Source organism: Variovorax sp. VaC1, assembly GCF_043658315.1.
Classification (GTDB): domain Bacteria; phylum Pseudomonadota; class Gammaproteobacteria; order Burkholderiales; family Burkholderiaceae_C; genus Variovorax.
The window spans coordinates 238,418-262,783 of record NZ_JBIGLT010000007.1; the positions used below are offsets into that span (position 1 = coordinate 238,418).

Annotated in this window: 23 protein-coding genes; 6 read left to right on the plus strand and 17 right to left on the minus strand. The window is 68.1% G+C overall.

Annotated features, from left to right (window positions below; genetic code table 11):
• Positions 1-24: 24 nt before the first annotated feature.
• The 5 genes from ACGLHS_RS26605 to ACGLHS_RS26625 all read left to right on the plus strand — a co-directional run bounded on the left by ACGLHS_RS26605 (position 25) and on the right by ACGLHS_RS26625 (position 4,734).
• Positions 25-1,230, plus strand: a complete 1,206-nt coding sequence (locus ACGLHS_RS26605; RefSeq protein WP_093246387.1) for an ABC transporter substrate-binding protein — start codon at positions 25-27, stop codon at positions 1,228-1,230.
• A 129-nt stretch (positions 1,231-1,359) separates the two neighbouring features.
• On the plus strand, positions 1,360-2,280 hold the full coding sequence (locus ACGLHS_RS26610; RefSeq protein WP_093246388.1) for a branched-chain amino acid ABC transporter permease: 921 nt from the start codon (positions 1,360-1,362) through the stop codon (positions 2,278-2,280).
• Positions 2,277-3,272, plus strand: a complete 996-nt coding sequence (locus tag ACGLHS_RS26615; protein ID WP_394484679.1) for a branched-chain amino acid ABC transporter permease — start codon at positions 2,277-2,279, stop codon at positions 3,270-3,272. The genes ACGLHS_RS26610 and ACGLHS_RS26615 overlap by 4 nt, the downstream gene beginning before the upstream one ends.
• Positions 3,269-4,024 (plus strand): ABC transporter ATP-binding protein, encoded by a 756-nt coding sequence (locus ACGLHS_RS26620; protein ID WP_093246390.1) that lies wholly within the window; start codon positions 3,269-3,271, stop codon positions 4,022-4,024. The genes ACGLHS_RS26615 and ACGLHS_RS26620 overlap by 4 nt, the downstream gene beginning before the upstream one ends.
• Positions 4,021-4,734 carry an ABC transporter ATP-binding protein gene (locus tag ACGLHS_RS26625; RefSeq protein WP_394484681.1) on the plus strand — a complete coding sequence of 238 codons (714 nt, stop codon included), beginning with the start codon at positions 4,021-4,023 and terminating at the stop codon, positions 4,732-4,734. The genes ACGLHS_RS26620 and ACGLHS_RS26625 overlap by 4 nt, the downstream gene beginning before the upstream one ends.
• A 15-nt stretch (positions 4,735-4,749) precedes the next feature.
• Here the strand turns inward: ACGLHS_RS26625 and ACGLHS_RS26630 are convergent, their stop codons facing one another.
• The 5 genes from ACGLHS_RS26630 to ACGLHS_RS26650 all read right to left on the minus strand — a co-directional run bounded on the left by ACGLHS_RS26630 (position 4,750) and on the right by ACGLHS_RS26650 (position 12,445).
• Complete coding sequence (locus ACGLHS_RS26630; RefSeq protein ID WP_394484683.1) at positions 4,750-5,094, minus strand: hypothetical protein; 345 nt, start codon at positions 5,092-5,094, stop codon at positions 4,750-4,752.
• A gap of 23 nt (positions 5,095-5,117) precedes the next feature.
• Complete coding sequence (locus ACGLHS_RS26635; protein WP_394484685.1) at positions 5,118-5,573, minus strand: hypothetical protein; 456 nt, start codon at positions 5,571-5,573, stop codon at positions 5,118-5,120.
• Positions 5,574-5,587: 14 nt separating this feature from the next.
• Positions 5,588-9,412, minus strand: coding sequence for a filamentous hemagglutinin N-terminal domain-containing protein (locus tag ACGLHS_RS26640; protein WP_394484687.1), 3,825 nt, complete (start codon positions 9,410-9,412; stop codon positions 5,588-5,590).
• A 23-nt stretch (positions 9,413-9,435) separates the two neighbouring features.
• The gene (locus ACGLHS_RS26645; protein WP_394484689.1) at positions 9,436-11,082 is read right to left on the minus strand and encodes a ShlB/FhaC/HecB family hemolysin secretion/activation protein; all 1,647 of its coding nucleotides are present in this window, start codon (positions 11,080-11,082) and stop codon (positions 9,436-9,438) included.
• A gap of 136 nt (positions 11,083-11,218) precedes the next feature.
• Positions 11,219-12,445: a multidrug effflux MFS transporter gene (locus tag ACGLHS_RS26650; RefSeq protein WP_394484691.1), complete on the minus strand. Its 1,227-nt coding sequence runs from the start codon at positions 12,443-12,445 to the stop codon at positions 11,219-11,221.
• A gap of 74 nt (positions 12,446-12,519) precedes the next feature.
• On the opposite strand from ACGLHS_RS26650, the gene ACGLHS_RS26655 reads away from it, so the two are divergent.
• Complete coding sequence (locus ACGLHS_RS26655; protein WP_394484693.1) at positions 12,520-13,476, plus strand: AraC family transcriptional regulator; 957 nt, start codon at positions 12,520-12,522, stop codon at positions 13,474-13,476.
• On the opposite strand, the gene ACGLHS_RS26660 is transcribed toward ACGLHS_RS26655, so the two are convergent.
• The 12 genes from ACGLHS_RS26660 to ACGLHS_RS26715 all read right to left on the minus strand — a co-directional run bounded on the left by ACGLHS_RS26660 (position 13,460) and on the right by ACGLHS_RS26715 (position 24,366).
• Positions 13,460-14,173, minus strand: a complete 714-nt coding sequence (locus tag ACGLHS_RS26660; RefSeq protein WP_394484695.1) for an SDR family oxidoreductase — start codon at positions 14,171-14,173, stop codon at positions 13,460-13,462. The genes ACGLHS_RS26655 and ACGLHS_RS26660 overlap by 17 nt on opposite strands.
• 194 nt (positions 14,174-14,367) lie before the next feature.
• Complete coding sequence (locus tag ACGLHS_RS26665; RefSeq protein ID WP_394484697.1) at positions 14,368-14,877, minus strand: DUF3658 domain-containing protein; 510 nt, start codon at positions 14,875-14,877, stop codon at positions 14,368-14,370.
• Between the two features lie 157 nt (positions 14,878-15,034).
• The gene (locus ACGLHS_RS26670; RefSeq protein ID WP_394484699.1) at positions 15,035-15,643 is read right to left on the minus strand and encodes a glutathione S-transferase; all 609 of its coding nucleotides are present in this window, start codon (positions 15,641-15,643) and stop codon (positions 15,035-15,037) included.
• 28 nt (positions 15,644-15,671) lie between these two features.
• On the minus strand, positions 15,672-17,393 hold the full coding sequence (locus ACGLHS_RS26675) for an FAD-dependent oxidoreductase (RefSeq protein ID WP_394484701.1): 1,722 nt from the start codon (positions 17,391-17,393) through the stop codon (positions 15,672-15,674).
• Positions 17,393-18,136 (minus strand): SDR family NAD(P)-dependent oxidoreductase, encoded by a 744-nt coding sequence (locus ACGLHS_RS26680; protein WP_394484703.1) that lies wholly within the window; start codon positions 18,134-18,136, stop codon positions 17,393-17,395. Before ACGLHS_RS26680 ends, ACGLHS_RS26675 begins: the two co-directional genes overlap by 1 nt.
• Before the next feature lie 24 nt (positions 18,137-18,160).
• The gene (locus ACGLHS_RS26685) at positions 18,161-18,910 is read right to left on the minus strand and encodes an SDR family NAD(P)-dependent oxidoreductase (protein WP_394484705.1); all 750 of its coding nucleotides are present in this window, start codon (positions 18,908-18,910) and stop codon (positions 18,161-18,163) included.
• 25 nt (positions 18,911-18,935) lie between these two features.
• A complete protein-coding gene (locus tag ACGLHS_RS26690; RefSeq protein WP_394484707.1) occupies positions 18,936-19,655 on the minus strand; it encodes an ABC transporter ATP-binding protein in 720 nt (239 codons plus the stop codon).
• Positions 19,648-20,424, minus strand: coding sequence for an ABC transporter ATP-binding protein (locus ACGLHS_RS26695; RefSeq protein WP_093246403.1), 777 nt, complete (start codon positions 20,422-20,424; stop codon positions 19,648-19,650). Before ACGLHS_RS26695 ends, ACGLHS_RS26690 begins: the two co-directional genes overlap by 8 nt.
• A complete protein-coding gene (locus ACGLHS_RS26700; protein WP_394484709.1) occupies positions 20,421-21,404 on the minus strand; it encodes a branched-chain amino acid ABC transporter permease in 984 nt (327 codons plus the stop codon). Before ACGLHS_RS26700 ends, ACGLHS_RS26695 begins: the two co-directional genes overlap by 4 nt.
• A complete protein-coding gene (locus ACGLHS_RS26705; protein ID WP_093246405.1) occupies positions 21,401-22,303 on the minus strand; it encodes a branched-chain amino acid ABC transporter permease in 903 nt (300 codons plus the stop codon). The genes ACGLHS_RS26700 and ACGLHS_RS26705 overlap by 4 nt, the downstream gene beginning before the upstream one ends.
• Positions 22,304-22,316: 13 nt before the next feature.
• Positions 22,317-23,543, minus strand: a complete 1,227-nt coding sequence (locus tag ACGLHS_RS26710) for an ABC transporter substrate-binding protein (protein ID WP_394484712.1) — start codon at positions 23,541-23,543, stop codon at positions 22,317-22,319.
• Positions 23,544-23,586: 43 nt separating this feature from the next.
• Positions 23,587-24,366, minus strand: coding sequence for an SDR family NAD(P)-dependent oxidoreductase (locus ACGLHS_RS26715; protein WP_394484714.1), 780 nt, complete (start codon positions 24,364-24,366; stop codon positions 23,587-23,589).

Below are 24,366 nucleotides of genomic sequence, written 5' to 3' on the forward strand. Positions count from 1 at the left end.
CACCCATCCTTGACGGAGAACCTGATGAGCCACCTGCCCCTGAAGTCGCCCGCGCTGCCGCGCACCCTGCTCTCGCTGCTGCTGTGCGGCGCCGCCCTCGGGGCTGCAGTGTCGGCCACCGCCGCCCCCGTCAAGGTCGGCCTGGCCCTCGACATCTCGGGGCCTTTCGCGGCATTGGGCGCCGAGGCGCGCGACGGTTTCGCGCTGGGCATCAAGCAGCTCAACGGCAAGCTCGGCGGGCAAGACGTCGAGTTCATCCAGGCCGACATGGCCGGCAGCCCCGACCAGGCCAAGCAGCTGGTCGACCGCATGATCCAGCGCGACAAGATCGACCTCTTCAGCGGCCCCATCGGCTCCAACGTGGCGCTGGCCGTGGGCCCGACGCTCTTCAACGCGAAGGTGCCGTACCTCTCGGCCAATGCCGGCCCGAGCCAGTTCGCGGGTGCGCAATGCAATGCCTACTTCTTCGGCACCGCCTACCAGAACGACCAGTTCCATGAAGCGGCCGGCAAGTTCGCGCAAGACCGCGCCTTCAAGAAGATCGTGCTGATCGCACCCAACTACCCGGCCGGCAAGGATGCGCTCGGCGGCTTCAAGCGCCAGTTCAAGGGCCAGGTGGCCGACGAGCTGTACACCAAGCTCGGCCAGATCGACTACGCCGCCGAGCTCGCGCAACTGCGCGCGGCCAAGCCCGACTCGATCTACTTCTTCCTGCCCGGCGCCATGGGCATCAACTTCATCAAGCAGTTCGTGGGCGCGGGCCTGTCGAAGGACATCACGCTCGTGACCAGCGGCTTCTCGGCCGACGAAGACGTGATCGGTGCGGTGGGCGAGCCGATGCTCGGCCTGTTCAACACCTCGCACTGGGCGCACGACCTGGACAACGCCGCCAACAAGTCTTTCGTGGCCGCGTTCCGCAAGGAATACAACGGCCGCTATCCGTCGGTGTACGCCGCGCAGGCCTACGATGCGATCCTTGCGATGGACGCGGCCGTGAAGCAGTCGGGCGGCAACGCACAGAACCGCGAAGCCGTCATCGCCGCACTGAAGAAGGCCAACTACGCCTCGACGCGCGGCAACTTCAAGTACGCGAACAACCACTATCCGGTCGAGAACTTCTACCTGCGCGTGATCGGCAAGGACGCACAGGGCAAGGTCACGAACAAGCTGATCAACACGGTGCTCACGAACTACGGCGACTCCTACGCCGACAAGTGCCCGCTCAAATAAAGCTCGCCCCCAGGCTACGCGCACTTCGTGTCGCTTCTCCAACCCCCTACCGGGGGCAACACCTGAGGCCCGGCGGAGCCGGTTCCTCGGTGTTTCCCGAATGAAAACGCGGGCAATCCTTGTGATCCTATGAGTGGAATTCTTGTTCTCGAGCAGCTGCTCAACGGCCTCGGCTACGGGCTGATGCTGTTCCTGCTGGCGGCCGGGCTCACGCTGGTGTTCGGCATCATGGACGTGCTGAACCTTGCGCACGGCTCGCTGTTCATGGCCGGCGCGTACGTGGCGGCCGAGGCGCACACGCGCACCGGCTCGTTCACTGCCGCCATCGTCATCGCGGTGGCGGTCACGGTGGTGGTGGCGTTGCTGCTCGAAGTGCTGCTGATGCGCCGGCTCTACACACGCGACCACCTCGCGCAGGTGCTCGCCACCTTCGGCGTGATCCTGGTGGCCGACGACATCGTGACGATGGCCTGGGGCCCGTCGCCGGTGATGGCGCCGACGCCGGCTGCGCTCTCTGGGCCGGTCAATCTCATGGACGGCCTGCCCTACCCGGCCTACCGCCTCGTGATCCTTGTCGGTGGGCTGCTGGTGGCGCTCGCGCTGTACCTGCTGGTCAACCACACGCGCATCGGCATGCGGGTGCGCGCGGGCGCGTCCGACCGGCCGATGGCCGAGCTGATGGGCGTGCGCGTGGGCCGCATCTTCAACGGCGTGTTCCTGCTCGGCGCGGCGCTGGCCGCGCTGGCCGGCGCGCTGATGGGCCCGATCGTCGCGGTGCAGGTCGGCATGGGAGAAGCCATCCTGATTCCGGCGCTGGTGGTGCTGGTGATCGGCGGCATCGGTTCGGTGCGCGGCGCCTTCGTGGCCGCACTGCTGGTGGGCGTGGTCGACACCGTCGGACGCGCCTTCGTGCCGATGCTGCTGCGTGCCACGCTGCCGCCCGCCACGGCGGCCGATCTGGGCCCGCTGTTCGCCGAAGTCGCGATGTACGCGCTGATGGTGATCGTCCTGATCTTCCGGCCCTCGGGGCTTTTCTCGGCACGCGCATGAAGCCCTCTTCCTCATCTTCACGCTACATCGGCCTCGGGCTGCTCTTCGTGCTGCTCGCGGCGTTTCCGCTGGTCGCGCCGCTGTTCGGGCTCGAGTTCTACATCGGCTTCGTGCGGCGCGTGCTCATCGTGGCGCTGGCCGCGGCGAGCCTCAATTTCATCCTCGGCTTCGGCGGCATGGTGGCGCTGGGGCATGCGGGCTTCATCGGCATGGGCGCGTACACGCTGGTGGCGCTCAGCGACGCGGGCGTCGTGTCGGCCTGGATCATGTGGCCGGCGGCAGCGCTCGTGGCCGGCCTCGTCGCCGCGCTGATCGGCACGGTGGCGCTGCGCACGCGCGGCGTGTACTTCATCATGACCACGCTGGCCTTCGCGCAGATGCTGTACTTCGTGGTGGTGTCGCTGCGCCGCTATGGCGGCGACGACGGCTACACGCTGATGTCGCGCCCCACGCTGCTGCCCGGCCTCGACCTGGGCAACGAGTCGAACTTCTACTGGGTGGTGCTGGTGATCGTCGCGCTGGCGCTGTGGTGGCTGCACCGCGCGACGCAATCGCGCTTCGGCCATGCGCTGATGGGCATCCGCGACAACGAGACGCGCATGCGGGCACTGGGCTATCCGGTGTTCCGCCTGCAGCTGGTGGCGTTCACCATCGCGGGGGCCATCGCCGGATTGGCGGGTGCGCTGCTCGCCGGCGGCAACGGCTTCGTGAGCCCGGCCACGATGCACTGGACGCAGTCCGCGACGCTGCTGGTGATGGTGGTCATAGGCGGGCTGGGCCGCAGCTGGGGCGGGCCCGTGGGCGCCGTCGTGTGGCTGGTGCTCGAGGAGGCGCTCAAGCAGCACACGGAGCATTGGCACATGCCGCTGGGGCTGCTGTTGATCGCCGTTGCGCTGTGGGCACCCAAAGGGCTTGCTGCTCTCTACAAGCGCCGCCGGCCCCTCACCCCAACCCTCTCCCCAGAGGGGCGAGGGAACAAGGCAACACCATGAGCCTTTTCAGAATCGAAGGATTGGTCAAGCGCTTCGGCGGACTGCTGGCCACCGACCATGTGAACCTCACCGTGGAGCGCGGCGAAGTGCATGCGCTGATCGGGCCGAACGGCGCGGGCAAGACCACGCTGGTGAACCTCATCACCGGGCTGCTGAAGGCCGACGCGGGCCGCATCCTGCTCGACGAGATCGACATCACGAAGCTCAAGGACCACCAGCGCGTGGCTGCCGGCATGTCGCGCTGCTTCCAGGTCACGCGCGTCTTCGCCAAGGAGACGGTGCACGACAACCTCATGCTCGCGGCGCAGGCCCATGCGGGCAGCAGCCTGCGCTTCATGGCGCCGCGCGCGACCGAGCGCGACCTGATCGACCGCGCCGTGGCGCTGGCCGACCGCGTGGGCCTGGGCAGCGAGCGCAACCGCATCGCCGGCACCTTGCCGCACGGTGCGCAGCGCGCGCTCGACGTGGCGCTGGCGCTCGCGGCCGAACCCAAGTTGCTGCTGCTCGACGAGCCGATGGCCGGCATGGGCCCCGACGAATCGGCACGCATGGTCGAGTTGATCGAATCGCTGCGCGCGTCGATGGCGATCCTTTTGATCGAACACGACATGGACGCGGTGTTCCGCCTGGCCAACCGGCTCACGGTGCTGGTGCAGGGCAAGGTGCTGATGAGCGGCACCGCCGACGAAGTGCGGGGCCACCCCGATGTGCAGGCCGTCTACCTAGGCACAGAAGCAGAAGGCCATTCATGACCACGACATTGCTCGAAGCGAAGGCCATCGAGGCCGGCTACGGCGCAAGCCAGGTGCTGTTCGGCATCGACCTCGACATCCGCCCCGGCGAAGTGCTTGCGCTGCTCGGCCGCAACGGCATGGGCAAGAGCACGCTGCTGAAGGTGCTGACCGGCACGCTCGCGCCGATGCGCGGCAACGTGCATTTCGACGGCGCGGCCATCGGTGGCCACAAGCCGGATGCCATCGCGCGGCGCGGCGTGGCCATCGTGCCCGAGGGCCGGCACGTGTTTCCGAACCTCAGTGTCGACGAGCACCTGCGCGCCTTCGCACGGCCGCGCCCCGGCAGCGCGCCGCGCTGGACGGTCGAGGCGCTCTACGGCCTGTTCCCGCGCCTGTCGGAGCGCAAGGCCAATGCAGGCAACCAGCTCTCGGGCGGCGAGCAGCAGATGCTGGCCATCGCGCGGGCGCTGTCCACGCACCCGCGCCTGTTGATCCTCGACGAAGCCACCGAAGGCCTCGCACCGGTGATCCGCGAAGAGATCTGGCATTGCATCGCCACGCTCAAGGCCGAGGGCGAAGCGATCCTGGTGGTCGACAAGTACGTGCAGCGCCTGCTGCCGCTGGCCAACCGCCACGTGATCCTCGAACGCGGGCGCGTGGTGTGGCAGGGCGACTCGGCCGCGCTCGACGCCGACCGCTCGCTGTGGACGCGCTACCTGGGCGTCTAGGCCTCTTGCTCGCGCCTATCGCACTTCGCAGTCGACGGCATTCGACTTGGGTGCATTGCTGCCGTTCGCCGCGACGGGCGTGCCCGAATTGAACACGGGCGGCGGCGTGAACTGAATGCCCGGGTTCTGGGGTACGACCACAGGCGGTACGGTGAACGAGGGCGTGAAGCCGAACTGCCCCGCGCTGAAATTGGCCGTGCCGGCCGGGTTGGTGACGTGGATCAGCCCATCGAGCACCTGCACGTAGAGACCGGGCGCCCGTGCGGCGCCGGGTATCGGCGGCACGTTGTTCTGTGCAAAAGCGGGCGTCGCGGCCATCGCGACCACGGCGGCAAGCAGGGCGAAGAAGTGTTTTTTCATCGGGGTCTCGCGAAGGCGGTGGCTCAAGGCTGCTGAAGGGACACGACCATGCTGGCGTTGCCCTTCAGTGCGCCCATCGGCGTGTTGATGACGGTGGCGTCCTTGCTGCGCTGGCCCACGGCCCCGGCAATGCTGCGAAAGCCGCCCTGCGCCAGGCCCAGCTCGATGCTGTCCTGCTGCGGCTTGCCAGCGTCGTAGTCGTAGCGCGTCACCACCAGCATCGACTGCGGCTGCAGGATCAGCTCGGCACCGTCGTTGAACTTCAGCTGCGCGTAGGCGCGGCTCTCGGTCATGAGCGTGTCGCCCCGGCGGATCTGCGAGTCCACGGCCAAGAGCCGGGTGGTGCCTTCTGCGCTGCGAACGACCAGCACGCCCGACAGGTTGGTCACCGTGCCGACGGCCTGTGCGTGGGCGGCGGTGGCCCCTGCGAGCGATGCGGCAAGGGCCAGCAGGCCGGCGATGGATTGAAACGGTTTCATGGTGTGTGCCGGCCTCAATTGCAGTACATCTTCTTCGGGGTCGCGCCGGACTTGGGCTCGCTCTTCGCCACCAGGTCGGCATCGGTCGCGGTCTTGTCCTTCAACTTCGGGTCCGGGGACGTCGACGAAGCGTCGCTCGTGGGCAGCGATGCAACGACGGTCTTGACGACTTCGCTGGCCGCCTGCTGCACAGGCGCGACCGGTGACGACGCCGTCGGCGGCGACAGGACCTGGCAGAGCGCCGAGTTGGGCGCGATCGTGCAGATGTCGGCGGACGGCGGAGGCACCACCGCGGGCGTCGATGCCACGGCGGAACAACCTGCGAGCGACGGGCTCACCGCGCACATGGCCGCGCTCGGCAGCACGGCGGAGCAGCCTGGCAGCGCGGCATTCACCGTGCAGGAGGCCAGCGTCGGCAACACGGCGGTGCAACCCGGCAGCGCGGCGTTGGCGGTGCAGGCCGACAGTGTCGGCAGCACGGCCGAGCAGCCCGGCAACGCGGCATTCGCGGTGCACGCCGACAGCGTCGGCGCGGTGACGGCCAGGGCGCGTGCCACGGTCGCGCCGCTCGACGGATAGCTGACGAAGAGCGTCGCGGTGCTGCTGCTCGATGCCAAGGGCGGCGCGTTGACCTGGGCGAAGGCACCGCTGTTGTAGGCGCCGCGCGTCACCACGAAGTCGGCCGTTGCGCCGTTGGCGGGCACGAAGCCGCCCAGCGCGCCGAGGTTCAGCGTCCCGCCGAGGTTGACCGATCCGCCCACATCGAGCAGGTCGAAGCCGTCGTTGCCGAGCCGGATGTTCAGCACGCCGCTGCTGCCCTGCGTGTAGTTGCCCTGCACGGCGAGCGTGCCCGTGGCGCCGGCCGTGCCGGGCGACACGGTGCCGTTGTTGAACAGCGTGGCGTCGCCGCCCAGCGCGATGGCGCCGCTGCCCGCGATGCTGCCGTTGTTGTACAGGTGGGTGCCGCCGCTGCCCAGCGTGGTGCCGGCCTGCAGCACGATGGCGCCGTTGTTCGGGTTGTCGGCGCCCAGGCGCGCATCGAGCTCGCCTTCGTTGATCTGCACCGTGCCGCCGGCCAGGTTGGCCAGCGGTACGTAGGCCGTACCGGCGCCGCTCTTGACGACTGTGCCGCTGTTCGGGAGCCGCCCGATATCGCCCGCGGTGAAGAGCGGCGCGGCATCCGAGGCGTTTGCCGCGATGCGCACGGTGGCGTTGGCATCGTTGGTGATCGTGCTGCCCGCAACCAGCGTCACATGCGATTGCGCGGCGAGGTCGAGCACCGCGCCCGCCTTGTTGTTGAAGGCGCCGCTGCCATGGAAGACCAGGCTGGCCGGCGACGCCGCGCCGAGGTTGACGGTGCCGTAGTTGTTCCAGGTGGTCTGGTCCAGGATATCGAGCTGGGCTGCGTCCACGCTCACGAGGTTGCGCGTGGTGAGCGCGTAGCCCTGCCCGTTGATCGTGGCCGCCTCGCCGATGGCGAGCTGCGGCGCCGAGGCGCCGATGTCCACCGCGCCGAGCAGCGTGATGTAGTTCTTCCAGGCCATCGTGCCCGCGCCGGCAAAGGCGACGTGGCTGTTGAGGTTCACGCTGTCGAGCGTCAGGCGCGTGCCGCCCGCGACCAGCACCTGCCCGTCGAGCGAAACGCCCTGCAGCGTCAGCGTGCCCGCATCGACGCGCACCGTGCTGCCGTTGCTGTTGGACATGCCGGTGTATTGCTGGTCGCTGGCGCTGTTCTTGATGAGCGTGCCGTTGTTGACGAAGTTGCTGATGAAGGCACCCGAGCCCGCGAGCACGTCGGACTGCGTGCCCGAGGTGGTGATGCTGCCGTTGTTCTCGAAGTAGACGCCTTCGCTGCGCGCATTGATCGCACCGCCGCCGGTCACGGCGATGGCCGCGCCGTTGCGCCATGCGGTGGCGCCCTGCAGCACGACCTGGCCGTCGACCACGACGGGCGCGCCCTGGGTCGAGAGCGAACCGCCCGCGCTGCCGTAGATGTTGCTCGCGTGCAGCACCAGGCTGTTGTTGTTGCCGCTGGCGCCGAACACCACCGCCGTGCCGAGCGTCACGTTGCCGGACCACTCGACGGTGCCGGTGCCTGTGAAGCCCGCGCCTGCATTGAAGGCATGCCCGCCCGAGAGCGACAGCGTGGTGCCCGAGCCCACGTCGAAGGTGCCGGTGTGCGTGCCGCCCTGGCCAAACACCGCGGTGCCCGCGCCGCTGACCGACACCGTGCCGGCGTTGTTGAGCACGCCCGAGATCGGCGCGACCGGCGATCCCGCGACGCCCACCGCCAGCGTGGCGCCCGATGCGACATTGACCGTCGCCGCGTTGATGGCGGAGCCTGGCAAGCCAAGCGTGGTCGTGCCGCTCGCGATGTCGAGCGTGCCGTTGCCGTTCTGTATCACGCCCTCGGACACCGTGAGCACGCCGCCGTGCAGGTCCATGCCCGCGTTGAGCTTCACGGCATGGTTGGTGGTGGGGCTGGCGGGATAGTCGCCCTGGTAGTTGCTGTTGAGGTTCAGCGTGAGTGCGCTGGCGCTGCTGGTGATCGGTGCGTTGATGACGATGTTGTTGCTGGCGTTCAGCGTCAGCGCCGAATCGATGGCCCCGCGCTTGGCGATGGCCGACGACACGGTGATGTTGCCCTGGTCGATGTCTGTCGCCGGGTTGCCGCGGCCGGTCGTGATGCTCACGTTCACGCCCGCATCGAGCTGCGCCGTGACCACGTCGGCGCCGATGTACGCGCTGGTCTCGTTCGAGCTGATGGCGTTGCTGCCGGTGGTGCCGCCGCTGCCGCCGCCGGCCACGATCTCGATGCTGTAGGGGTCGATGTGCCACTCGCCGCCCTTGCCCACCGTGGGCACGTTGACGACATCGAGCGAGCGTTGGCCCGAGGTATCGACATAGCCGCCGCGTCCCGCGCTGCCGGTGGCCGACACGCGCCCGTCGATGGCGGCCGCGCCGTCGGCATAGAGCTGCACGTTGCCGCCGGTGGTGCCGTTGGCGCTGATGTCGGAAGCGGCCGTGGTCTTGAGGTCGCCCGATGCGCGCAGGAACACGCGGCCGCCCTCGCGCACCACGCTGTCGGCATTGATGCTGCCGCCGTTGCTCACCAGCCCCGCCGCCAGGCCGATGCGGCCCGCTTCGGCGGCGATGCGCCCGAGGTTCTTCACCTCGCCGGCCGTGCCGGTGATGGCCACCGAAACGCCCGGCGTGCCGGTGTCCATCAGCTGCACGCTCTGGCCGGCCGCGAGCAGGATCTCGCCGTTCGGCGCGGTCAGCGTGCCGGTGTTGGTCACGCTCGGCGCGACCATGTAGATGCTGCCGCCGCTGGCGGTGGTGATGGTGCCCGCGTTGCGGATCTCGCCGGCCGTGGCGCCGGCCTTGAAGGTCAGCCGGCCCGCCAGGAAGTCGCTGTCGTTCACGTTGAGCGTGCTCGCGATGAAGCTGCCGACGTCGATGCGCGCGCCCGGCCCGACCATGATGCCGGCCGGATTGATGAGCCACAGCGCACCGTTGGCCTTGATCTGCCCGTAGATCAGCGAGGGGTCGCCGCCGATGGTGCGGGCAAGCAGCGCCGAGGTGCTGCCGGGCTGGCGGATATCGACCAGCGCGTCCGCGCCCACATTGAAGGTCGCGAAGTTGACCAGCGCCTGCGGCGTGCCCTGGTTGATGTTCAGCGTCGTGCCGTTGCGCACGATCGAGACGCTGCCCGAGGTGACGCTCCACCCGGTCGGCAACGCACCCGGCGCAAGCTGTGCCCACAGGGGCGTGCCGATCACGGCACACGCGGCGGCGATGGCCAGGGAAATGAAGCGGGGGCGGAGGTGCAAGCGCATGAGGGTCTGCCTTGTGGAGAGGGTCAGAACGCCAGCATGGCGCTCAGGTGCGCGCGCCAGTCGCCGCGCTTCTCGGTCAGCGAATTGCCGGCGTCGTTGACGCGGGCGATGTCCAGCCGCAGGTTGAAGTCGCGGCTCCAGGCGTAGCGCGCGCCGACGCCCATGCTCGAGACGGTGACGTGGCGCGGCACCGCGGTGCCCGCCACGCGGCTGTTGGCGCCGTAGCCGGCGTCGTAGAACACCAGCGCGCGCAGCTGGCCCGGAATGCCGGCCCGGCCGGCCAGCTCGGGCGTGTACAGCTCGGCATTGACGATGGCGCCGCTGTCGGCCACCACCGCGCGCTCCTGGAAGCCGCGCACCAATGACAGCCCGGTCAGGCCGAACTGCTCGCTCGACACCAGCGGCGTGCGCGCGTACTGCGCGCTGCCGTTCAGGCGCACCTGCCAGTCGCCCGCCAGTCCCTTGAACCACGAGGCCGCGCCATGCAGCACCACGAAGCCGTCGTGCGTGTCGCGGTTGCCGGGCGTGAGGTACGAGTAGCGGTCGGTGCGGCCGTCGACGTTGGTGTAGCGCGTGCCGCTCGCAAGGTTGCGCGAGATGCCGACGCTGTAGCCCAGCGTTTCGCCGACGCCTTCGCGCTGGCCGATGTAGGTCAGGCTCAGCGGAGCCGTGGTGTAGGGCACGCAGGAAGCGATGGGCGGCGTCGGCGGCGCGATGCTCACGTCTTCGCCGCCGATGTTGCAGCGCGAATCGATGCGCTTGCGGTCGATGCCGAGCACGAGCTTGGCGCTGTACTCGCCGCTGCGGCCCAGGAAGTGGTTCCAGCGCAGGCCGTAGATGTCGCCCTTGCCGGTGAAGCCCAGCACGCCGCCGAGCGTGGGCGAGCTGGCCGGCGAGTTGGCGCTCGACTTGCCATAGACGAAGTCGATGCTGTCGCCCAGGCGGTACAGCGGAATCCGGTAGCCGAGCGAATACAGCTCCAGGCGCATGCCCGAGGGGCTGTCGGGCGAGGTGGTGTAGGCCAGCGTGCCCACCTGGTCGCGGTCGAACAGGTTCGCATGCTGCAGCGCGACGCCGGTGCGCCAGCGGCCGCTCGCGGGCGTGCCGGTGTTGTCGAGCGTGGCGATGATGCGCAGCGGGTTGTTGTCGGTCACCGCCACCTTGGCGTCAAGGGTGCCGGGCGTCGCGCCCTCGGCGAGCGACACGCCGATGTGCTTGGCCGGGTTGTCGTTGGCCAGCTGCACCGACTCGGAAATGGCGCGCAGGTCCGGCACGCGCCCCGGCTGCAGTTGCGGCAGGCTGGCCAGGATGTTGTCGGTGCTGAACCGGTTGTTGCCGGTGACGGCGACCGCGCCGATCACGGGCTGCACGACCTTGAGCCTGACGATGCCGCCGGTCAGCTCCTGCTCGGGCACCGAGACCTTCACCATCGTGTAGCCGGCCTTCGCGTAGGCCTGCTGCAGCGCATCGACGGCGCGCTGGATGTCGCCGTAGGCGCGCCCCTGGCCCGTCAGCGGGCCGACCAGCCGGTCGATTTCCGCGGGGCCGAGCAAGGTGTTGCCGTCGACCTCGAAGCGCACGATGTCGAAGCGTTCGCCCTGCGCACCCGCGCCCAGCGCCGCCGCCACGAGTGTCGCGGCCGCACCACATCGAACCCACCACTGTCTCATCGCGCGTCGCCTCATTGTTTTTGCTTCACCGGCAAACTGAACAAAAGGGCGCCACCGCGGCGATGTTCAGAATGGATACGAATGGTATCTTGATGTAAACAAAAGTGTAAGAGGGCGCGCCCGGGACGGCGCGGAATCAGGTGCCCGCGACCTCCGTCCGGTGTCCGTTGTGGCTGCCGCCACGGCCCAGCACGCGCAGGGCCAACGCGCCGACGACGGCCGAGCAGCACGCAATGCCCGCCACCATCGGCAGCGGCGTGCCGTCGGCAAACGGCGCGACCAGCGCCACGGCCACCGCGCCACCCGCGAAGTTCATCGTGCCCAGCAGCGCCGATGCGGTGCCGGCCCGCGCGGCATGCCCTTCCATCGCGACCACGAAGGTCGACGGCACGATCACGCCATTGAGCCCGTACACGGCCATCAGCAGGCCGACCAGCACGCCGATGCGGTCGACGCCCGCCAGCGTGAGCACCAGCAGCAGCGCGGTGATGGCGGCATGCGCCATGACCGCCGTGCGCAACACGCGCCGGATGCCGAAGCGCGCCGCGAGCCAGCCGTTCATCTGCGACGCCGCGATCATCGACACCGCATTCAGCGCGAACAGCACGGCGTACAGGCGCGGCGACACGCCGAAATGCGTGCTCATCACGAAGGACGAATTCGCGACGTAGATGAAGAAGCCCGAGAGCGTGAGCGATGCCATGAAGGCCACCGCCATGAAATGCCGGTCGCGCAGCAGCACGCCGTAGCCGGCCATCGCGCCGCGCAGGCTGCTCTGCAGCCGCGCCGCCGGCGGCCGCGTCTCGGGCAGCAGGAGCGCCACCATGGCCACGGCCAGCACCGCGAGCGCGCCGATCACCCAGAACACCGCGCGCCAGCTGGCCGCGTCGGCCACGACGCTGCCCACCAGCGGCGCAAGGATCGGCGACACGCTGTAGACCAGGATCAACAGCGACATGAGCCGCGCCGCCTCGGCACCGGTGTGCAGGTCGCGCACCACCGCGCGCGGCGTCACCATGCAGGCACAGGCGCCGAGCCCCTGCAGGAAGCGGAACGCGATCAGCACGCCGATGCTCGGCGCCAGCGCACAGCCGATGCTCGCGGCCACGAACACACCCAGGCCCACGTACATCGGCCGCTTGCGCCCGAACATGTCCGACAGCGGGCCGGCCACCAGCTGGCCGATGCCGGTCGCGATGAAGAAGGCCATCAGGCTGGCCTGCACCGCATGCGGGCCAGCCCCCAGCGCGTGCCCGATGGCCGGCAGCGCGGGCAGGTACATGTCGATGGCCGACGGTCCGATCGCGGTGAGCAGGCCCAGCACGATGGCGTAGCGGGAAAGTTGAGCGTTCGATGAGGACATGCGCCGATGGTCGCGCTGCAGGCTGGATGATTGAATAATCAACAGCCCGCATTTCCTATTCATCCGTACAAACCATGGACCCCTTGTCCGATGTGCTGTCGATGCTCACGGTGAGCAGCACGCTCTCGTCACGCTTCGAGGCGCGCGGCCTGTGGGCCTTTCGGTATCCGCACTACGCCTCGCACATCAAGCTGGGCGGGGTGCTCGCAGGGCGGTTCCGCCTGCAGGTCGAGGGCGCCGGCGCGCCGGTCGTGCTGGACGCGGGCGACTTCTTCCTGCTGACCAACGGCCAGCCTTTCACGGCCTCCAGCGATCCGCCCGGTCCGCTGCAGGACGGCGTGCAAATCAGCCGCGACCATCGCGGGCCCGATGGCGTGCTGCGCTATGAAGGCCAGAGCGCCGAAGACGGCCCGCTGGCCGTCATGGCCAGTGGCCGCTTCACCCTGCATGGCGAGGCCGGCGAACTGCTGTTGCGCCACCTGCCGCCGCTCATCCATCTGCGCGCGAGCGACCCCGGTGCGCGGCCGCTGGTGGGGCTTCTCGATCTGCTGGCCTGGGAAACGGCCGAACTGCGGCCGGGCGCATCGCTGGCACGCACCAACCTCGCGGCGCTGGTGCTGGTGCAGGCACTGCGCGTGTATCTGGCCCATGCGCCGCAACCCGAAGGCTGGCTCGGCGCGATGGCCGATGCGCGCATCGGCGAAGCGCTGTCGCAGATGCATGGCGACATCGCGCGGCCATGGACCGTGGAGCGCCTCGCCCAGTCGGCCGGCATGTCTCGCACGGCCTTCGCGGTGCGCTTCAAGACGTTGACCGGCTCGACGCCGCTCGACTACCTCGGCGGCTGGCGCATGACGGTGGCGCGCAATGCGCTGCGGCATGGCGACGAAGCCATTGCACGCATCGCAGAGCGCGTCGGCTACCAATCAGAAACAGCTTTCAGTGCGGCCTTCAAGCGCACCGTGGGCGAAAGCCCGGGGCGCTTCCGGACGTTGAGCCGCGACAGCGCGGGCCTTACACCGAGCGCGTGATCCCGCCGTCCACGCGCAGGTTCTGCCCGGTGATGTAGCCCGCGCCTTCCGATGCGAGAAAGCCGATGACGGCGGCGATCTCGCTGCTCTTGCCGTAGCGGCCCATCGGAATGCGCGAACGGAACTCGGCCTTCTCGGGCAGGCTGTCGATGAAGCCGGGCAGCACGTTGTTCATGCGCACGTTCTGCGCGGCGTACTTGTCGGCGAACAGCTTGGTGAAGGCTGCAAGGCCGGCGCGGAACACGCCCGAAGTCGGGAACACCGGGTCGGGCTCGAAGGCCGCGAAGGTCGAGATGTTGATGATCGTGCCGCCGCCCTGCGCCACCATCAGCGGTACAACGAGGCGGCTGGGGCGCACCGCGCTCAGCAGGTAGACGTCCATGCCGCGGTGCCAGTCTTCGTCGGTGATCTCCAGGATCGGCGCGCGAGGGCCGTGGCCTGCGCTGTTGACCAGCACATCGACGCGGCCCCATTCGTTGGCGACGCGGTCCACGAGCCGCTTGACGTCATCGTTCGATTGGTTCGAGCCCGTCACGCCGATGCCGCCCAGTTCGGCCGCGAGCGCCTCGCCCTTGCCCGACGACGAAAGAATGGCCACGCGAAAGCCGTCGTCCGCGAGCTTGCGGGCAGCGGCTGCGCCCATGCCGCTGCCACCGGCGGTGACGATGGCTACTTTTTTCTGTGCATCAGAAGACATGCAGGGTTCCTTGGTTCATGCAAAGCCTGCATTTAGCCAAGGATTCGGGTCTGCTGCCAGGCGGGGTTGTGTTTCGGGCCGCTGCTGTTCGGGGCGCGTGCGGATGACACCGGGTACTCCCCTCCGCAAATGCCCCCTGCATCCTCCTCTAGCGAAGCGGGCGGGGCAGATAGTGCGCTGCGCAATGCGCTCGCTCACCGCGGGAGACGCACCTCGCTGAAACGCATGTAGTCCAAGTTGCCGCTCGACTCCAGCTCGCCTGACTCGACCAGCGCCTTCACTCTCCGGGCCAAGAAGCCGATCGGCACTTCTGCCAGCTCTTCTGGCCCCCTAGTCATTGCCGTTCCTACGATGCGTGCCACTTTCCTCCAAGTCGGCGCGCAGTCGGCGAGAAGCATGCTGTCGATGAGAGCGATCTGAGATTCAGAGAGCGCCGCGACTACCTTCTGCTCTTCGCCATCTAACTCAGTGTCTGGCGAGCCCTTGGGTAATGAAGTGTCCAGTTCAGGATACTGAAGGACCAAAGGTGTTTTTAGTCGCGAGAGGATATCGACGACGACGCCGGTGTGCGCATGCAAGAGTTGGTCGCGTTCTGGTGTTTTTGGCAGTTGCCAGACTACTGTCTCGGCCTCAGACATTACCTTCAATACCCGCTCGTATATGTCATACAGCGCTGCTGCATCTTCCTGCCCGAGTTCGATCATGGCCCTTTGTCACCCCATAGTTGCTCAACGGCGCGATGATGACAGGCCTAATGCATGTGCAACGAAACGAAGGCCTGAGGACATTCGCGGAGGGGAGTACGCCGTCGGCGTGGGCGCGCCCTCAACAGCGCACCCCACGCAACGAACCGAAGCCGGCCTATGCCGTAGGCAACGTCGCCTGCATCGAAGCGCGCTGGTTGAACACCTTGAACCACTTCGCGCTGTTCGGCGCCTCGGCGCGCCAGTCGACGGCGGGAAAGCGGAAGTCCATGTAGCCCAGCGCACAGGCGAAAGCGATGGTGCCGATGTCGACGCGGTCGCCAAAAGAAGGCGTCGCGCCTTCGAGCCATTCAAGGCCGGTGCTCACCTTGGCGAGCTGGCCGTCGGTCCAGTCGGACCAGCGAAGCTCCTCGGGGCGCAGCACGTTTTCGTAGCGCGCGAGCAGTGCGGCGCCGGTCATGCCGTCGGCCAGCGACAGTTCCGTGAGACGTGCCCAGCGGTCGGCGCCTTCGGCCGGGAACAGCTTGCCCGACTGCGTGGCGTTCAGGTACTCGCAGATCACGCGGCTGTCGAACAGCACCTGGCCGTCGTCGGTCAGGAAGGTCGGCACCTGGCCCAGCGGGTTCTTCGGAATGATGGTGGCGTCGCGCTTCACCGGGCCGGCCGCGCTCGGCAGCTTCTCGATGCGGTCGGCAATGCCCAGCTCGTGTGCCACGACCATGCACTTGCGCACGAAGGGGGAAGCGGGAGAGAAGAAGATTTTCATGATGGTGAAGAAGAAGAAGTGATGTTGTTCAGGCGTGCTCTGCCGCGCCGTGTGCCAGGTGCATGCCCGCCACCCAGCCGAAGGTTAGCGCGGGCCCGAGCGTGATACCCGGCGCAGGGTACTCGCCGCCCATGACCGAGTGCATGTCGTTGCCGGCCACATACAGGCCCGCGATGGGCTCGCCCTGCGCATCGAGCGCGCGGGCGTTGCCGTCGGCGCGAATGCCGAGCGCGGTGCCGATGTCGCCGGGGTACACCTTCACGGCATAGAACGGCGCCTGCTTCACCGGCGCAAGGCAGGCGTTGGGTTGATGGTCCGGATCGCCGAGGTAGCGGTTGTAGGCATCGCCGCCCTTGCCGAACACCGGGTCCTGGCCTTGCGCGGCGAGCGGGTTGAATTTGGCGACGGTGCGCACCAGCCCGGCCGGGTCCACGCCCGCCTGCTGCGCGAGTGCTTCGAGCGTGTCGGCGCGGTAGAGATAACCGGCGCGCACCAGATGCTCGCGCGGACGGCCGCCGGGCAAGGCAAGGCCCAGGCCCCACTTCTCCATGAAGGCGCTGTCGCACACCAGCAGCGCGGGAATGGCCGTGGCGTTGGCATTCGCGCGGTACATGCCGCGCACGAACTCGTGGTACGAGGTCGATTCATTGACGAAGCGCTCGCCGCGCGCATCGACCGCGATCAGCCCCGGCTTGGCGCGGTCCCACACCAGGTGCGGATAGCGCAGCACGCTGCCGTCGGGCCGCGTGAGCAGTGAGACGGGCGCCCACAGCGCCGGCCCCGTGTGGCCGGTGCCGAGCACGCCGCCGGCCTGCCGCGCCATCGCGATGCCTTCGCCGGCATTGTCTTGGGGCGACATCGAATACGGCCCGGTAGGCGCCGGGTAGTGCTGGCCGCGCATGGCCGCGTTCCACGGAAAGCCGCCGGTAGCGATGACCACGCCGCGCCGCGCGTGCACGGTCAGCTCCTTGCCGTCGCGGCGCAGGCGCACGCCGGTGACGGCGCCTGTTGCGTCCTTCTCCAGCCCCAGTGCCGGCGTGTTCAGCCAGAACGGAATGCCCTTCTTCAGCACGCTGTGAAAGAGCCGCGCCGCCAGCGCATTGCCCAGCAGCAGCCGCGTGCCGCGGTGATGGCCGCTCAGGCGGTCGCCGAAGTAGCGCAGCACCAGCTTCACGCCATGCTTCCACGATGCAAGTGAGCGCCAGACCCCGAGCAGGTGCTTCACGTCGGTCATGTTGACCATCATCCCGCCGAGCACGCAGAACTCGGGCAGCGGATCGCGCAGCGTCTTGAAGTGAGGGCCGAGCAGCCGGCCGTCGAACTCGATGGGGTCGAGCGAACGGCCGCCCATGGCGGCGCCTTCGCGGTCGGGGTAGTAGTCGGGCGAATAGGTGCGTGCGGCCAGTTGCACGTCGGTGCGTTCGCGCAGGTAGCGCAGTGCGAGCGGGCCCGCGTCGAGGAATGCGTGGCGCAGTTCTTCGTCGCCGGCCGCGCCCACGGTGTTCTGCAGGTAGGTCCAGGCCTTGCCGCGCGTGTCGGGATGGCCGGCCGCCTCGGCCTGGTCGTTGAGCGGCACCCACACGGCGCCGCCCGAGATGGCGGTCGATCCGCCGATGCGATCGGTCTTCTCGACCACGAGCACGTCGAGGCCTTCGAGCTTTGCGGTGAGCGCGGCGGAAAGACCACCCGCGCCGCTGCCGATGACGACGACGTCGTACGCGGTCTTCTCTTGTTGTTGCTGCTGTGCCATCAGGACCCGGAGCCTCCCAGCGACTTGCCGCCATCGACGAACAGCACCTGCCCCGTGACGAAGCAGGTCGAGGGCGATGCGAAGAAGGCCACCGCATGCGCGATGTCTTCGGGCCGGCCGGCTGCGCCGGTGGGCTGCAGCGCAAGCTGCGCGGCCAGGCGTTCGGGCGAGAGCGCGCGCAAGAGCGGCGTGTCGATCAGCCCCGGTGCGATGGCGTTGACCATGATGCCGCGCGGCGCCAGTTCCATCGCGCTGGCGCGCGTGTAGCCCACCAGCGCAGCCTTCGACGCCACGTAGTGCGCATGGTTCTTCGCACCCAGGTAGGCACGCGATGCGATGTTGACGATGCGCGCGCCGTCCGTCATCTTGCGCGCGGCCTCCTGCGTGAGCGTGGCCACGGCCAGCAGGTTCACTTCGTACATGCGGCGAAAGTCCGCCGAGGTCACGTCGAGAAAGGCCCGCTCGTCGAAGATGCCGGCGTTGTTGACCAGCGCCGCGAGCGGTGGCAGTTGCTGCACCATCGCGCGCACGGCCGCTTCGTCGGTGAGGTCGATGGCGCGGCACTCCACGTCGAGGCCGGCGGCGCGCAGCACCTGCGTTTCGCGCTCGGCCAGCTCGCCGTTGAAGTCGGCCATGACCACGCGCCAGCCGTCGCGCGCCATGCGCTCGACGATGGCGCGGCCCATGCCGCTGGCGCCGCCTGTCACGAGGACGAGCGGCTTCTCTGTACTGCTGTTGTTCATGGTTGTTCCGATGTGCGGCGGTGCTCAGACCGCCAGGTAGCCGCCATCGACCGGCAGCACCACGCCATTGACGTAGCTGGCCATCGACGACGCAAGAAAGACGACCGGCCCGGCAATCTCGTCGGCCTCGCCGTGGCGCTTGATGGGCACGCGGCTCATGTACCAGTCGGTGCCGTGTTCTGTCTCGCGTTGGCCGGCGGTCATGTCGGTGACCATCAGGCCCGGCGCCACCGCGTTCACGCGCACGCCGTACGGTGCGAGGTCGCGCGCCAGCACTTGTGTGAGCGAGCGCACTCCCCCTTTGGCCACGACGTAGCCGGCCGACGAGATGCCCGCGCCGAAGGCCACGATGGACGACAGGTTGACGATGTTGCCCTGCGAGCGCTTGAGCGCCGGCACGAAGGCCTGCGTGACGTTGAACACGCCCTGCAGGTTGACCGACATCACGCGGTCCCAGGCTTCGCGCGCGCCGGGCTCGTCGAACTTCGAGCGCGCCGAAATGCCCGCGTTGTTGACCAGCACGTCGATGTCGCCATGCGACGCCGCAACGCGCACCGCGAGTGCATCGACCGCCGCCGCATCGCTCACATCGACGCTCTCGGCATCGGCACGGCCACCGGCTTCGCGGATCGATGCGGCCACCTGTTGCGCCACGTCGAGGTCGCGGTCCACCACGAGCACGTGCGCGCCTTCGGCCGCCATGCGGCGCGCGATGGCTTCGCCCAAGCCGCGCGCGGCACCGGTGACGAGCGAGAGTTTGTCTTTGAGGAGCATGGGGTTTTCCTTCGGGGAGGCGCCGTCAGACGCCGAGGTAGGCGCGGCGCACGGCCTCGTCGTTCGCGAGCTGCTCGGCGGGGCCGTGCAAAGAGATCTCGCCGTTTTCGAGGATGTAGCCGTAGCTCGACACCGCCAGCGCAAGCTGCACGTTCTGCTCGACCAGCAGGATGGTGATCTTCTGTTCGCGGTGCAGGCGCTCGATGATCTCGAACATCTGCTCCACCAGCAGCGGCGACAGGCCCATCGACGGCTCGTCGAACAGCATCACGCGCGGACGCGCCATCACCGCGCGGCCGATGGCCAGCATCTGCTGCTCGCCACCCGACAGGGTGGCGGCCATCTGGTGCTGGCGCTCCTTCAGGCGCGGGAACATCGCGTAGACCGATTCGAGGTCGTTGCGAATGCCCGCGCGGTCGCGCCGCAGGTAGGCACCCAGGTCGAGGTTCTCGCGCACGCTCATGTCGCGGAACACCTGGCGGCCTTCGGGCACCTGCACGATGCCGCGCTTGACGAGTGCGTCGGAGCCCAGCCGGTCGATGCGTTCGCCATCGAGCCGCACTTCGCCCTCGGTGCAGTCCACGAGGTTCGAGATGCAATTGAGCGTGGTGGTCTTGCCCGCGCCGTTGCTGCCGAGCAGCGCGACGATCTCGCCCTCGGGCACATCGACCGACACATCGCACAGCGCCTGGATGCGGCCATAGGCGGCCGAGATGGCGCGCAGGGACAACAATGCTTCAGCCATGCGCGGCTCCCTTTCCATTTCCCTTGCCCAGATAGGCTTCGATCACGCGCGCATTGCTGCCGATTTCCGCGGGCGTGCCTTCCGCGATCTTTTCGCCGAAGGCCATGACGGTGATGCGGTCCGAGATCGACATCACCAGTTGCATCACATGCTCGACCAGCAGCACGGTGATGCCGTCGCGCGCCACCAGCTCTTTCAGCAACCGGTCGAGGCTTTCGATCTCGCGGTTGCGCAAACCAGCCGCCGGCTCGTCGAGCAACAGCAGCTTGGGCTTGATGGCCAGCGCACGCGCCAGCTCCAGCAGCTTCTGGCGGCCGAAGTCGAGGTCGCGTGCCGGCTGGTGGCGTTCGTCGGCCAGGCCGACGCGCTCCAGCAGGTGCATCGCGAAGTCTTCGGTTTCGCGGTCGGGGCGGCGCAGCAGCCGGCCCAGCGTGCTGGCGCCGCGCGAGTGCGTGCCGAGCAATACGTTCTCGAGCACCGACAGTTCGGCGAACAGCTCCAGGTTCTGGAAGGTGCGCGCGATGCCGAGCGAGGCCATGCGGTGCGGCGACACGCTCGTCAGCTCGCGGCCTTCGAAGGTCACGCTGCCGCTGCTCGGTGTGTAGAAGCGCGAGATGCAGTTGAAGGTGGTCGACTTGCCCGCGCCGTTCGGCCCGATCAGCGCGTGGATGCGGCCTTGCTCCACCTGGAACGACAGCCCGTTCACCGCCTTGAGGCCGCCGAACACCACGCTGATGTCGCGCACGTCGAGGAATGCAGTGGCGCTCATGCGTGCTTCTCCGTTGCATTCACGGAAGTCGCACGCTGCGCCTTGCGACGCGCCGTGAACAGCGACGCCATGCCCTTGGGCAGGAACATCATGAAGAGCATGAGGATGCCGCCATAGATGATTTCCTGGTACGACGGTGCCTGCCGCAGCAGCTCCGACGCCAGGCCGAACACGATGGCACCGGCCACCGCGCCGCGCACCGAACCGAGGCCGCCCACCACCACCATCGTGAGGATCAGGATGGTGGTCTGGAAGCCCAGGCTCTCGGGATGAATGAACGAGGTGAACAGCGTGTACATGCCGCCCGCCACGCCCGCGAACGCCGCCGACAGCACGAAGGCCGTGACCTTCACCGCGCGCGTGTTCACGCCCATCGCCACGGCCGCCACGTCGCTCTCTCGCACCGCGCGGAACGACGAGCCCAGCCGCGAGCGCGACAGCGCCACGGTCAGCCACAGCATCAGCGCCGCGATGGCGATGACGAAGGGGTAAGCCTGCAGGTCGTTCATGAGCTGGTAGCCGCCGAGCGAGGCCGGCTTCATCTGCAAGCCGTTCGAGCCGTTGGTCACCGACTCCCAGTTCAAAAACACCCACTGCATCGCCTCGCCGAAAGCGAAGGTGGCCAACGCCAGGTAGATGTCGCGCATGCGCAGCGCCAGCAGTCCGATGACCCAGCCGAGCGCGGCCGACAGCACGGCGCCCGCAAGAATGGACACGAAGAACGGCGGCTGCCACTGGTTGTTGATGAGCCCGGCCGTGTAGATGCCGATGCCGAAGAAGGCCGCGTGCGACAGCGCGAACTGGCCCGTCTCGCCAATGACCAGGTGCATGCCCAGCGCGAGCACCGAGAACACCATCAGCAGGTTGACCACGTACAGCACATAGCCGCTGGTGGTGAAGGGCAAGACCGCGAGCACCACGGCCATGCCGAGCAGCACCGCGCGGTCCCACCACGGGGACGAAACTGTCGAAGCGCTCATACCTTCTTCACCTGAGGCTTGCCGCCGAGCAGCCCTTGCGGACGCACCAGCAGCACCACCATGATCGCCACGAAGGGCGCGACCACGATGGCGTTGGACGAAATGAAAAGCCCCACCAGGTTCTCGACGATGCCGATGACGAAGCCGCCGACCACCGCGCCCGGCAGGCTGGTGAAGCCACCGACGATGGCGGCCGCGTAGGCCAGGATCGCGATGTGGCCGATGTCGGGCGTGATGAGGATCTTGGGCGTGATGAGCAGCGCCGCAATGGCCGAGATGACGCCCGTGAGCGCCCAGATCTTCATGCGGATGGTGCCGAGCTTCACGCCCACGATCTGCGCGCCGCGCGGGTTCATGCCCACCGCGCGCATGGCCTGGCCGGTGCGGGTGCGCGTGAACATCAAATACAGCAGCACCATCACCACCACGGCCGAGCCGAAGATGGCCAGGTCGAGCAACGTGAGCGAGGCCTGCCCGATCATGATCGGGTCTTGCGGCACCAGCGAGGGCAACGAGCGCGGCGTGTCGCCCAGGCCGGTCTTGCGCACCAGGCCCTTGAGCAGGTACGCAAAGCCGAGCGTGGCAATCACGAGCTGCACGCCGACGCCGCGCGAGGCGGTCACGCGCTGCATCACCACACGCTGGAACGCGGCGGCGAGCATGGCGGTGACGACGATGCTCGCGAGCACCGCGGCCCAGTAGGGCCAGCCCCACACCACCAGCGGAAAGAGCGCGGCGTAGCCGCCGGCCATGAAGATCTCGCCCTGCGAGAAGTTCGGCACGTCGGTGGTCTTGAAGACCATGACGATCGCCACCGCGAGCAGCGCATAGACGCTGCCGGTGACGATGCCGGACAGCACGCCCTGCTGGACGAACAGCCAGATGTCGGAAAGGCTCATGTCGCGCCGGCCCTCAGGGCTTGTACTTCCACACGCTCTTGTAGCTGCCGGGCACCAGAGCCATGTTGCTGCCGTCGAACTTGATGTAGATGGCCGACTCCTGCGCCGCGCGGTCGTCGGGGCCGAACTCGATCGGGCCGGCCATGACGCCGGAGTCGAACTTCATGGTCGAGAGCGCCGTCAGCACCTTCTCGCGCGTGGGGTTGGGGCCGGCCGCCTTCAGTGCGTTGACCACGGCCATCGCGGGCGGAATGCCGTAGGGCATGTAGGCCTGCGGATGACCGGGCTTGGAAGCCAGCTCGGGATACGCGGCCTTGTACATGTCGTACACCCACTTCAGCTTGGGGCCGCCGGGCATGTCGGCCAGCACTTCCTGGATGTAGACGTTCTTGAAGGCGTCCTTGTTGCCCACGTTCTCGACCAGTTGCTTCAGGTCGGCGGTGGAGTTCACGGCCAGCACGATGGGCTTGTTGAAGCCCAGCTCGAAGGCGCGCTTGACGATCAGGCTCACGGGCCGCGCATAGGTGGTGAGCAGCAGCACGTCGGGGTTGGCCGCCTTGATCTTCAGCATGGGCGCCGTGACGTCGGTGATGTTCGGGTTGACCGACTGCACCTGCAGGTCGATGCCGCCGAGCGCCTTGGCCTGTGCCTGCGCCGACTCGAGGTTCCAGCCGCCGTAGGCGTCGTCGTGGTTGATGTAGCCGATCTTCTTGGCCTTGAGGTGCTCGCTCGCGAACTGCACCATCGAGCCACCCACCGCGTGCTGCGAGATGGAGAACGCGCCGTAGATGTACTTCGAGGGCGGATACAGCGCGCCGTCGCCCGAGGCGTTGAGCATCACCAGCGGGATCTTGGCGCGCTCGACGTATTCGCGCGCGCCCACCACGGCCGCCGAGCACGAGCCGCCGTTGAGCAAAAACACCTGGTCCTGCTCGGTGAGCTTCTTCACCGCGGCCAGCAGGTCATTGGCGTTGCAGCGGTCGTCTTCGACCACGAGTTCGATCTTGCGGCCGTTCACGCCACCTTCCTTGTTGATCTTGTCGTAGTACATCTTCGCGGCGTTGATGACGTCGAAGCCGTAGTTCATCGACGCACCCGACATCGGCGAGAACATGCCGATCTTGATGGTCTTGTCGGTCACGCCGGGCTCGGCCTGCGCAAAGGCGGCGCCCGTCAGGGTGGACAGTGCGGCGACCAGTGCCACGCGTGCCAGGGCGGGAATCAGAGGGTTCTTTTTCATGAGCTGTCTCCGTTGGTATGTGTGAGTGAAAGGCGCTGCCCGCTTACTGCATGCGGTAGCCGCCGTTGACGTCGATCACGTTGCCCGTGATGTACGCCGCCTGCTCCGAGACCAGGTAGTCGACCGCGCCGGCCACGTCGTCGACCGTGCCGATGCGCCCGAGCGGGATGTTGGCAGCGGCGGCGGTCAGCGCACCGCTGCTCTGCACGGTGCCGCGCAGCATGTCGGTGTCGATCAGTCCGGGGGCTACCGAGTTGACGGTGATGCCCATGTGCGCCGATTCGCGCGCCATCGCCTTGGTCAGGCCCAGCACCGCCGACTTGGCGCCGATGTAGGTCGCGCTGGAGCGGTAGCCGCCGAGCTGCGCCGCCACCGAGCCGAAGGTGACGATGCGGCCATGCGCCACGGGCAGCGCCTCGCGCCGGCGCAGGTAGGCGCGGCCGCACAGGAACACGCTGCGCGCGTTCACGGCGAAGGTGCGTTCCCAGTCGTCGAGCGAGGTGTCCTTGATGAGCGAGCGCTCGCCGCCGGGCATCAGCAGGATGCCGGCCACGCAGACCAGCGCGGCGACGGGGCCGAGCTGGCTTTCGATGCCGTCGAACGCGGCCTCGACCGCGGCCTCGTCGCTCACGTCGAACTGGCGGAAGTGATGGCCGTCACCCAGCGACTGCGCCACGTTGCGCGCGTTGTCGCCGTCGATGTCGGCCACGACGACGCGAAAGCCGCTGGCCGCGAGGCGGCGGCACACGGCCTCGCCGATGCCGCGGCCGCCGCCGGTCACGAGGGCCAGCCGGCCGGGTGCTTGTGCATGATGTTCCGCCAT

Coding starts and splice junctions, on each gene's coding strand:
- ACGLHS_RS26690 (WP_394484707.1), bottom strand. CDS start 19,655: ATGGCTGAAGCATTGTTGTCCCTGCGCGCCATCTCGGCCGCCTATGGC.
- ACGLHS_RS26635 (WP_394484685.1), bottom strand. CDS start 5,573: ATGAAACCGTTTCAATCCATCGCCGGCCTGCTGGCCCTTGCCGCATCG.
- ACGLHS_RS26665 (WP_394484697.1), bottom strand. CDS start 14,877: ATGATCGAACTCGGGCAGGAAGATGCAGCAGCGCTGTATGACATATAC.
- ACGLHS_RS26615 (WP_394484679.1), top strand. CDS start 2,277: ATGAAGCCCTCTTCCTCATCTTCACGCTACATCGGCCTCGGGCTGCTC.
- ACGLHS_RS26640 (WP_394484687.1), bottom strand. CDS start 9,412: ATGCGCTTGCACCTCCGCCCCCGCTTCATTTCCCTGGCCATCGCCGCC.
- ACGLHS_RS26660 (WP_394484695.1), bottom strand. CDS start 14,173: ATGTCTTCTGATGCACAGAAAAAAGTAGCCATCGTCACCGCCGGTGGC.
- ACGLHS_RS26700 (WP_394484709.1), bottom strand. CDS start 21,404: ATGAGCGCTTCGACAGTTTCGTCCCCGTGGTGGGACCGCGCGGTGCTG.
- ACGLHS_RS26625 (WP_394484681.1), top strand. CDS start 4,021: ATGACCACGACATTGCTCGAAGCGAAGGCCATCGAGGCCGGCTACGGC.
- ACGLHS_RS26670 (WP_394484699.1), bottom strand. CDS start 15,643: ATGAAAATCTTCTTCTCTCCCGCTTCCCCCTTCGTGCGCAAGTGCATG.
- ACGLHS_RS26715 (WP_394484714.1), bottom strand. CDS start 24,366: ATGGCGGAACATCATGCACAAGCACCCGGCCGGCTGGCCCTCGTGACC.
- ACGLHS_RS26620 (WP_093246390.1), top strand. CDS start 3,269: ATGAGCCTTTTCAGAATCGAAGGATTGGTCAAGCGCTTCGGCGGACTG.
- ACGLHS_RS26655 (WP_394484693.1), top strand. CDS start 12,520: ATGGACCCCTTGTCCGATGTGCTGTCGATGCTCACGGTGAGCAGCACG.
- ACGLHS_RS26630 (WP_394484683.1), bottom strand. CDS start 5,094: ATGAAAAAACACTTCTTCGCCCTGCTTGCCGCCGTGGTCGCGATGGCC.
- ACGLHS_RS26680 (WP_394484703.1), bottom strand. CDS start 18,136: ATGAACAACAGCAGTACAGAGAAGCCGCTCGTCCTCGTGACAGGCGGC.
- ACGLHS_RS26710 (WP_394484712.1), bottom strand. CDS start 23,543: ATGAAAAAGAACCCTCTGATTCCCGCCCTGGCACGCGTGGCACTGGTC.
- ACGLHS_RS26705 (WP_093246405.1), bottom strand. CDS start 22,303: ATGAGCCTTTCCGACATCTGGCTGTTCGTCCAGCAGGGCGTGCTGTCC.
- ACGLHS_RS26675 (WP_394484701.1), bottom strand. CDS start 17,393: ATGGCACAGCAGCAACAACAAGAGAAGACCGCGTACGACGTCGTCGTC.
- ACGLHS_RS26605 (WP_093246387.1), top strand. CDS start 25: ATGAGCCACCTGCCCCTGAAGTCGCCCGCGCTGCCGCGCACCCTGCTC.
- ACGLHS_RS26685 (WP_394484705.1), bottom strand. CDS start 18,910: ATGCTCCTCAAAGACAAACTCTCGCTCGTCACCGGTGCCGCGCGCGGC.
- ACGLHS_RS26695 (WP_093246403.1), bottom strand. CDS start 20,424: ATGAGCGCCACTGCATTCCTCGACGTGCGCGACATCAGCGTGGTGTTC.
- ACGLHS_RS26645 (WP_394484689.1), bottom strand. CDS start 11,082: ATGAGACAGTGGTGGGTTCGATGTGGTGCGGCCGCGACACTCGTGGCG.
- ACGLHS_RS26650 (WP_394484691.1), bottom strand. CDS start 12,445: ATGTCCTCATCGAACGCTCAACTTTCCCGCTACGCCATCGTGCTGGGC.
- ACGLHS_RS26610 (WP_093246388.1), top strand. CDS start 1,360: ATGAGTGGAATTCTTGTTCTCGAGCAGCTGCTCAACGGCCTCGGCTAC.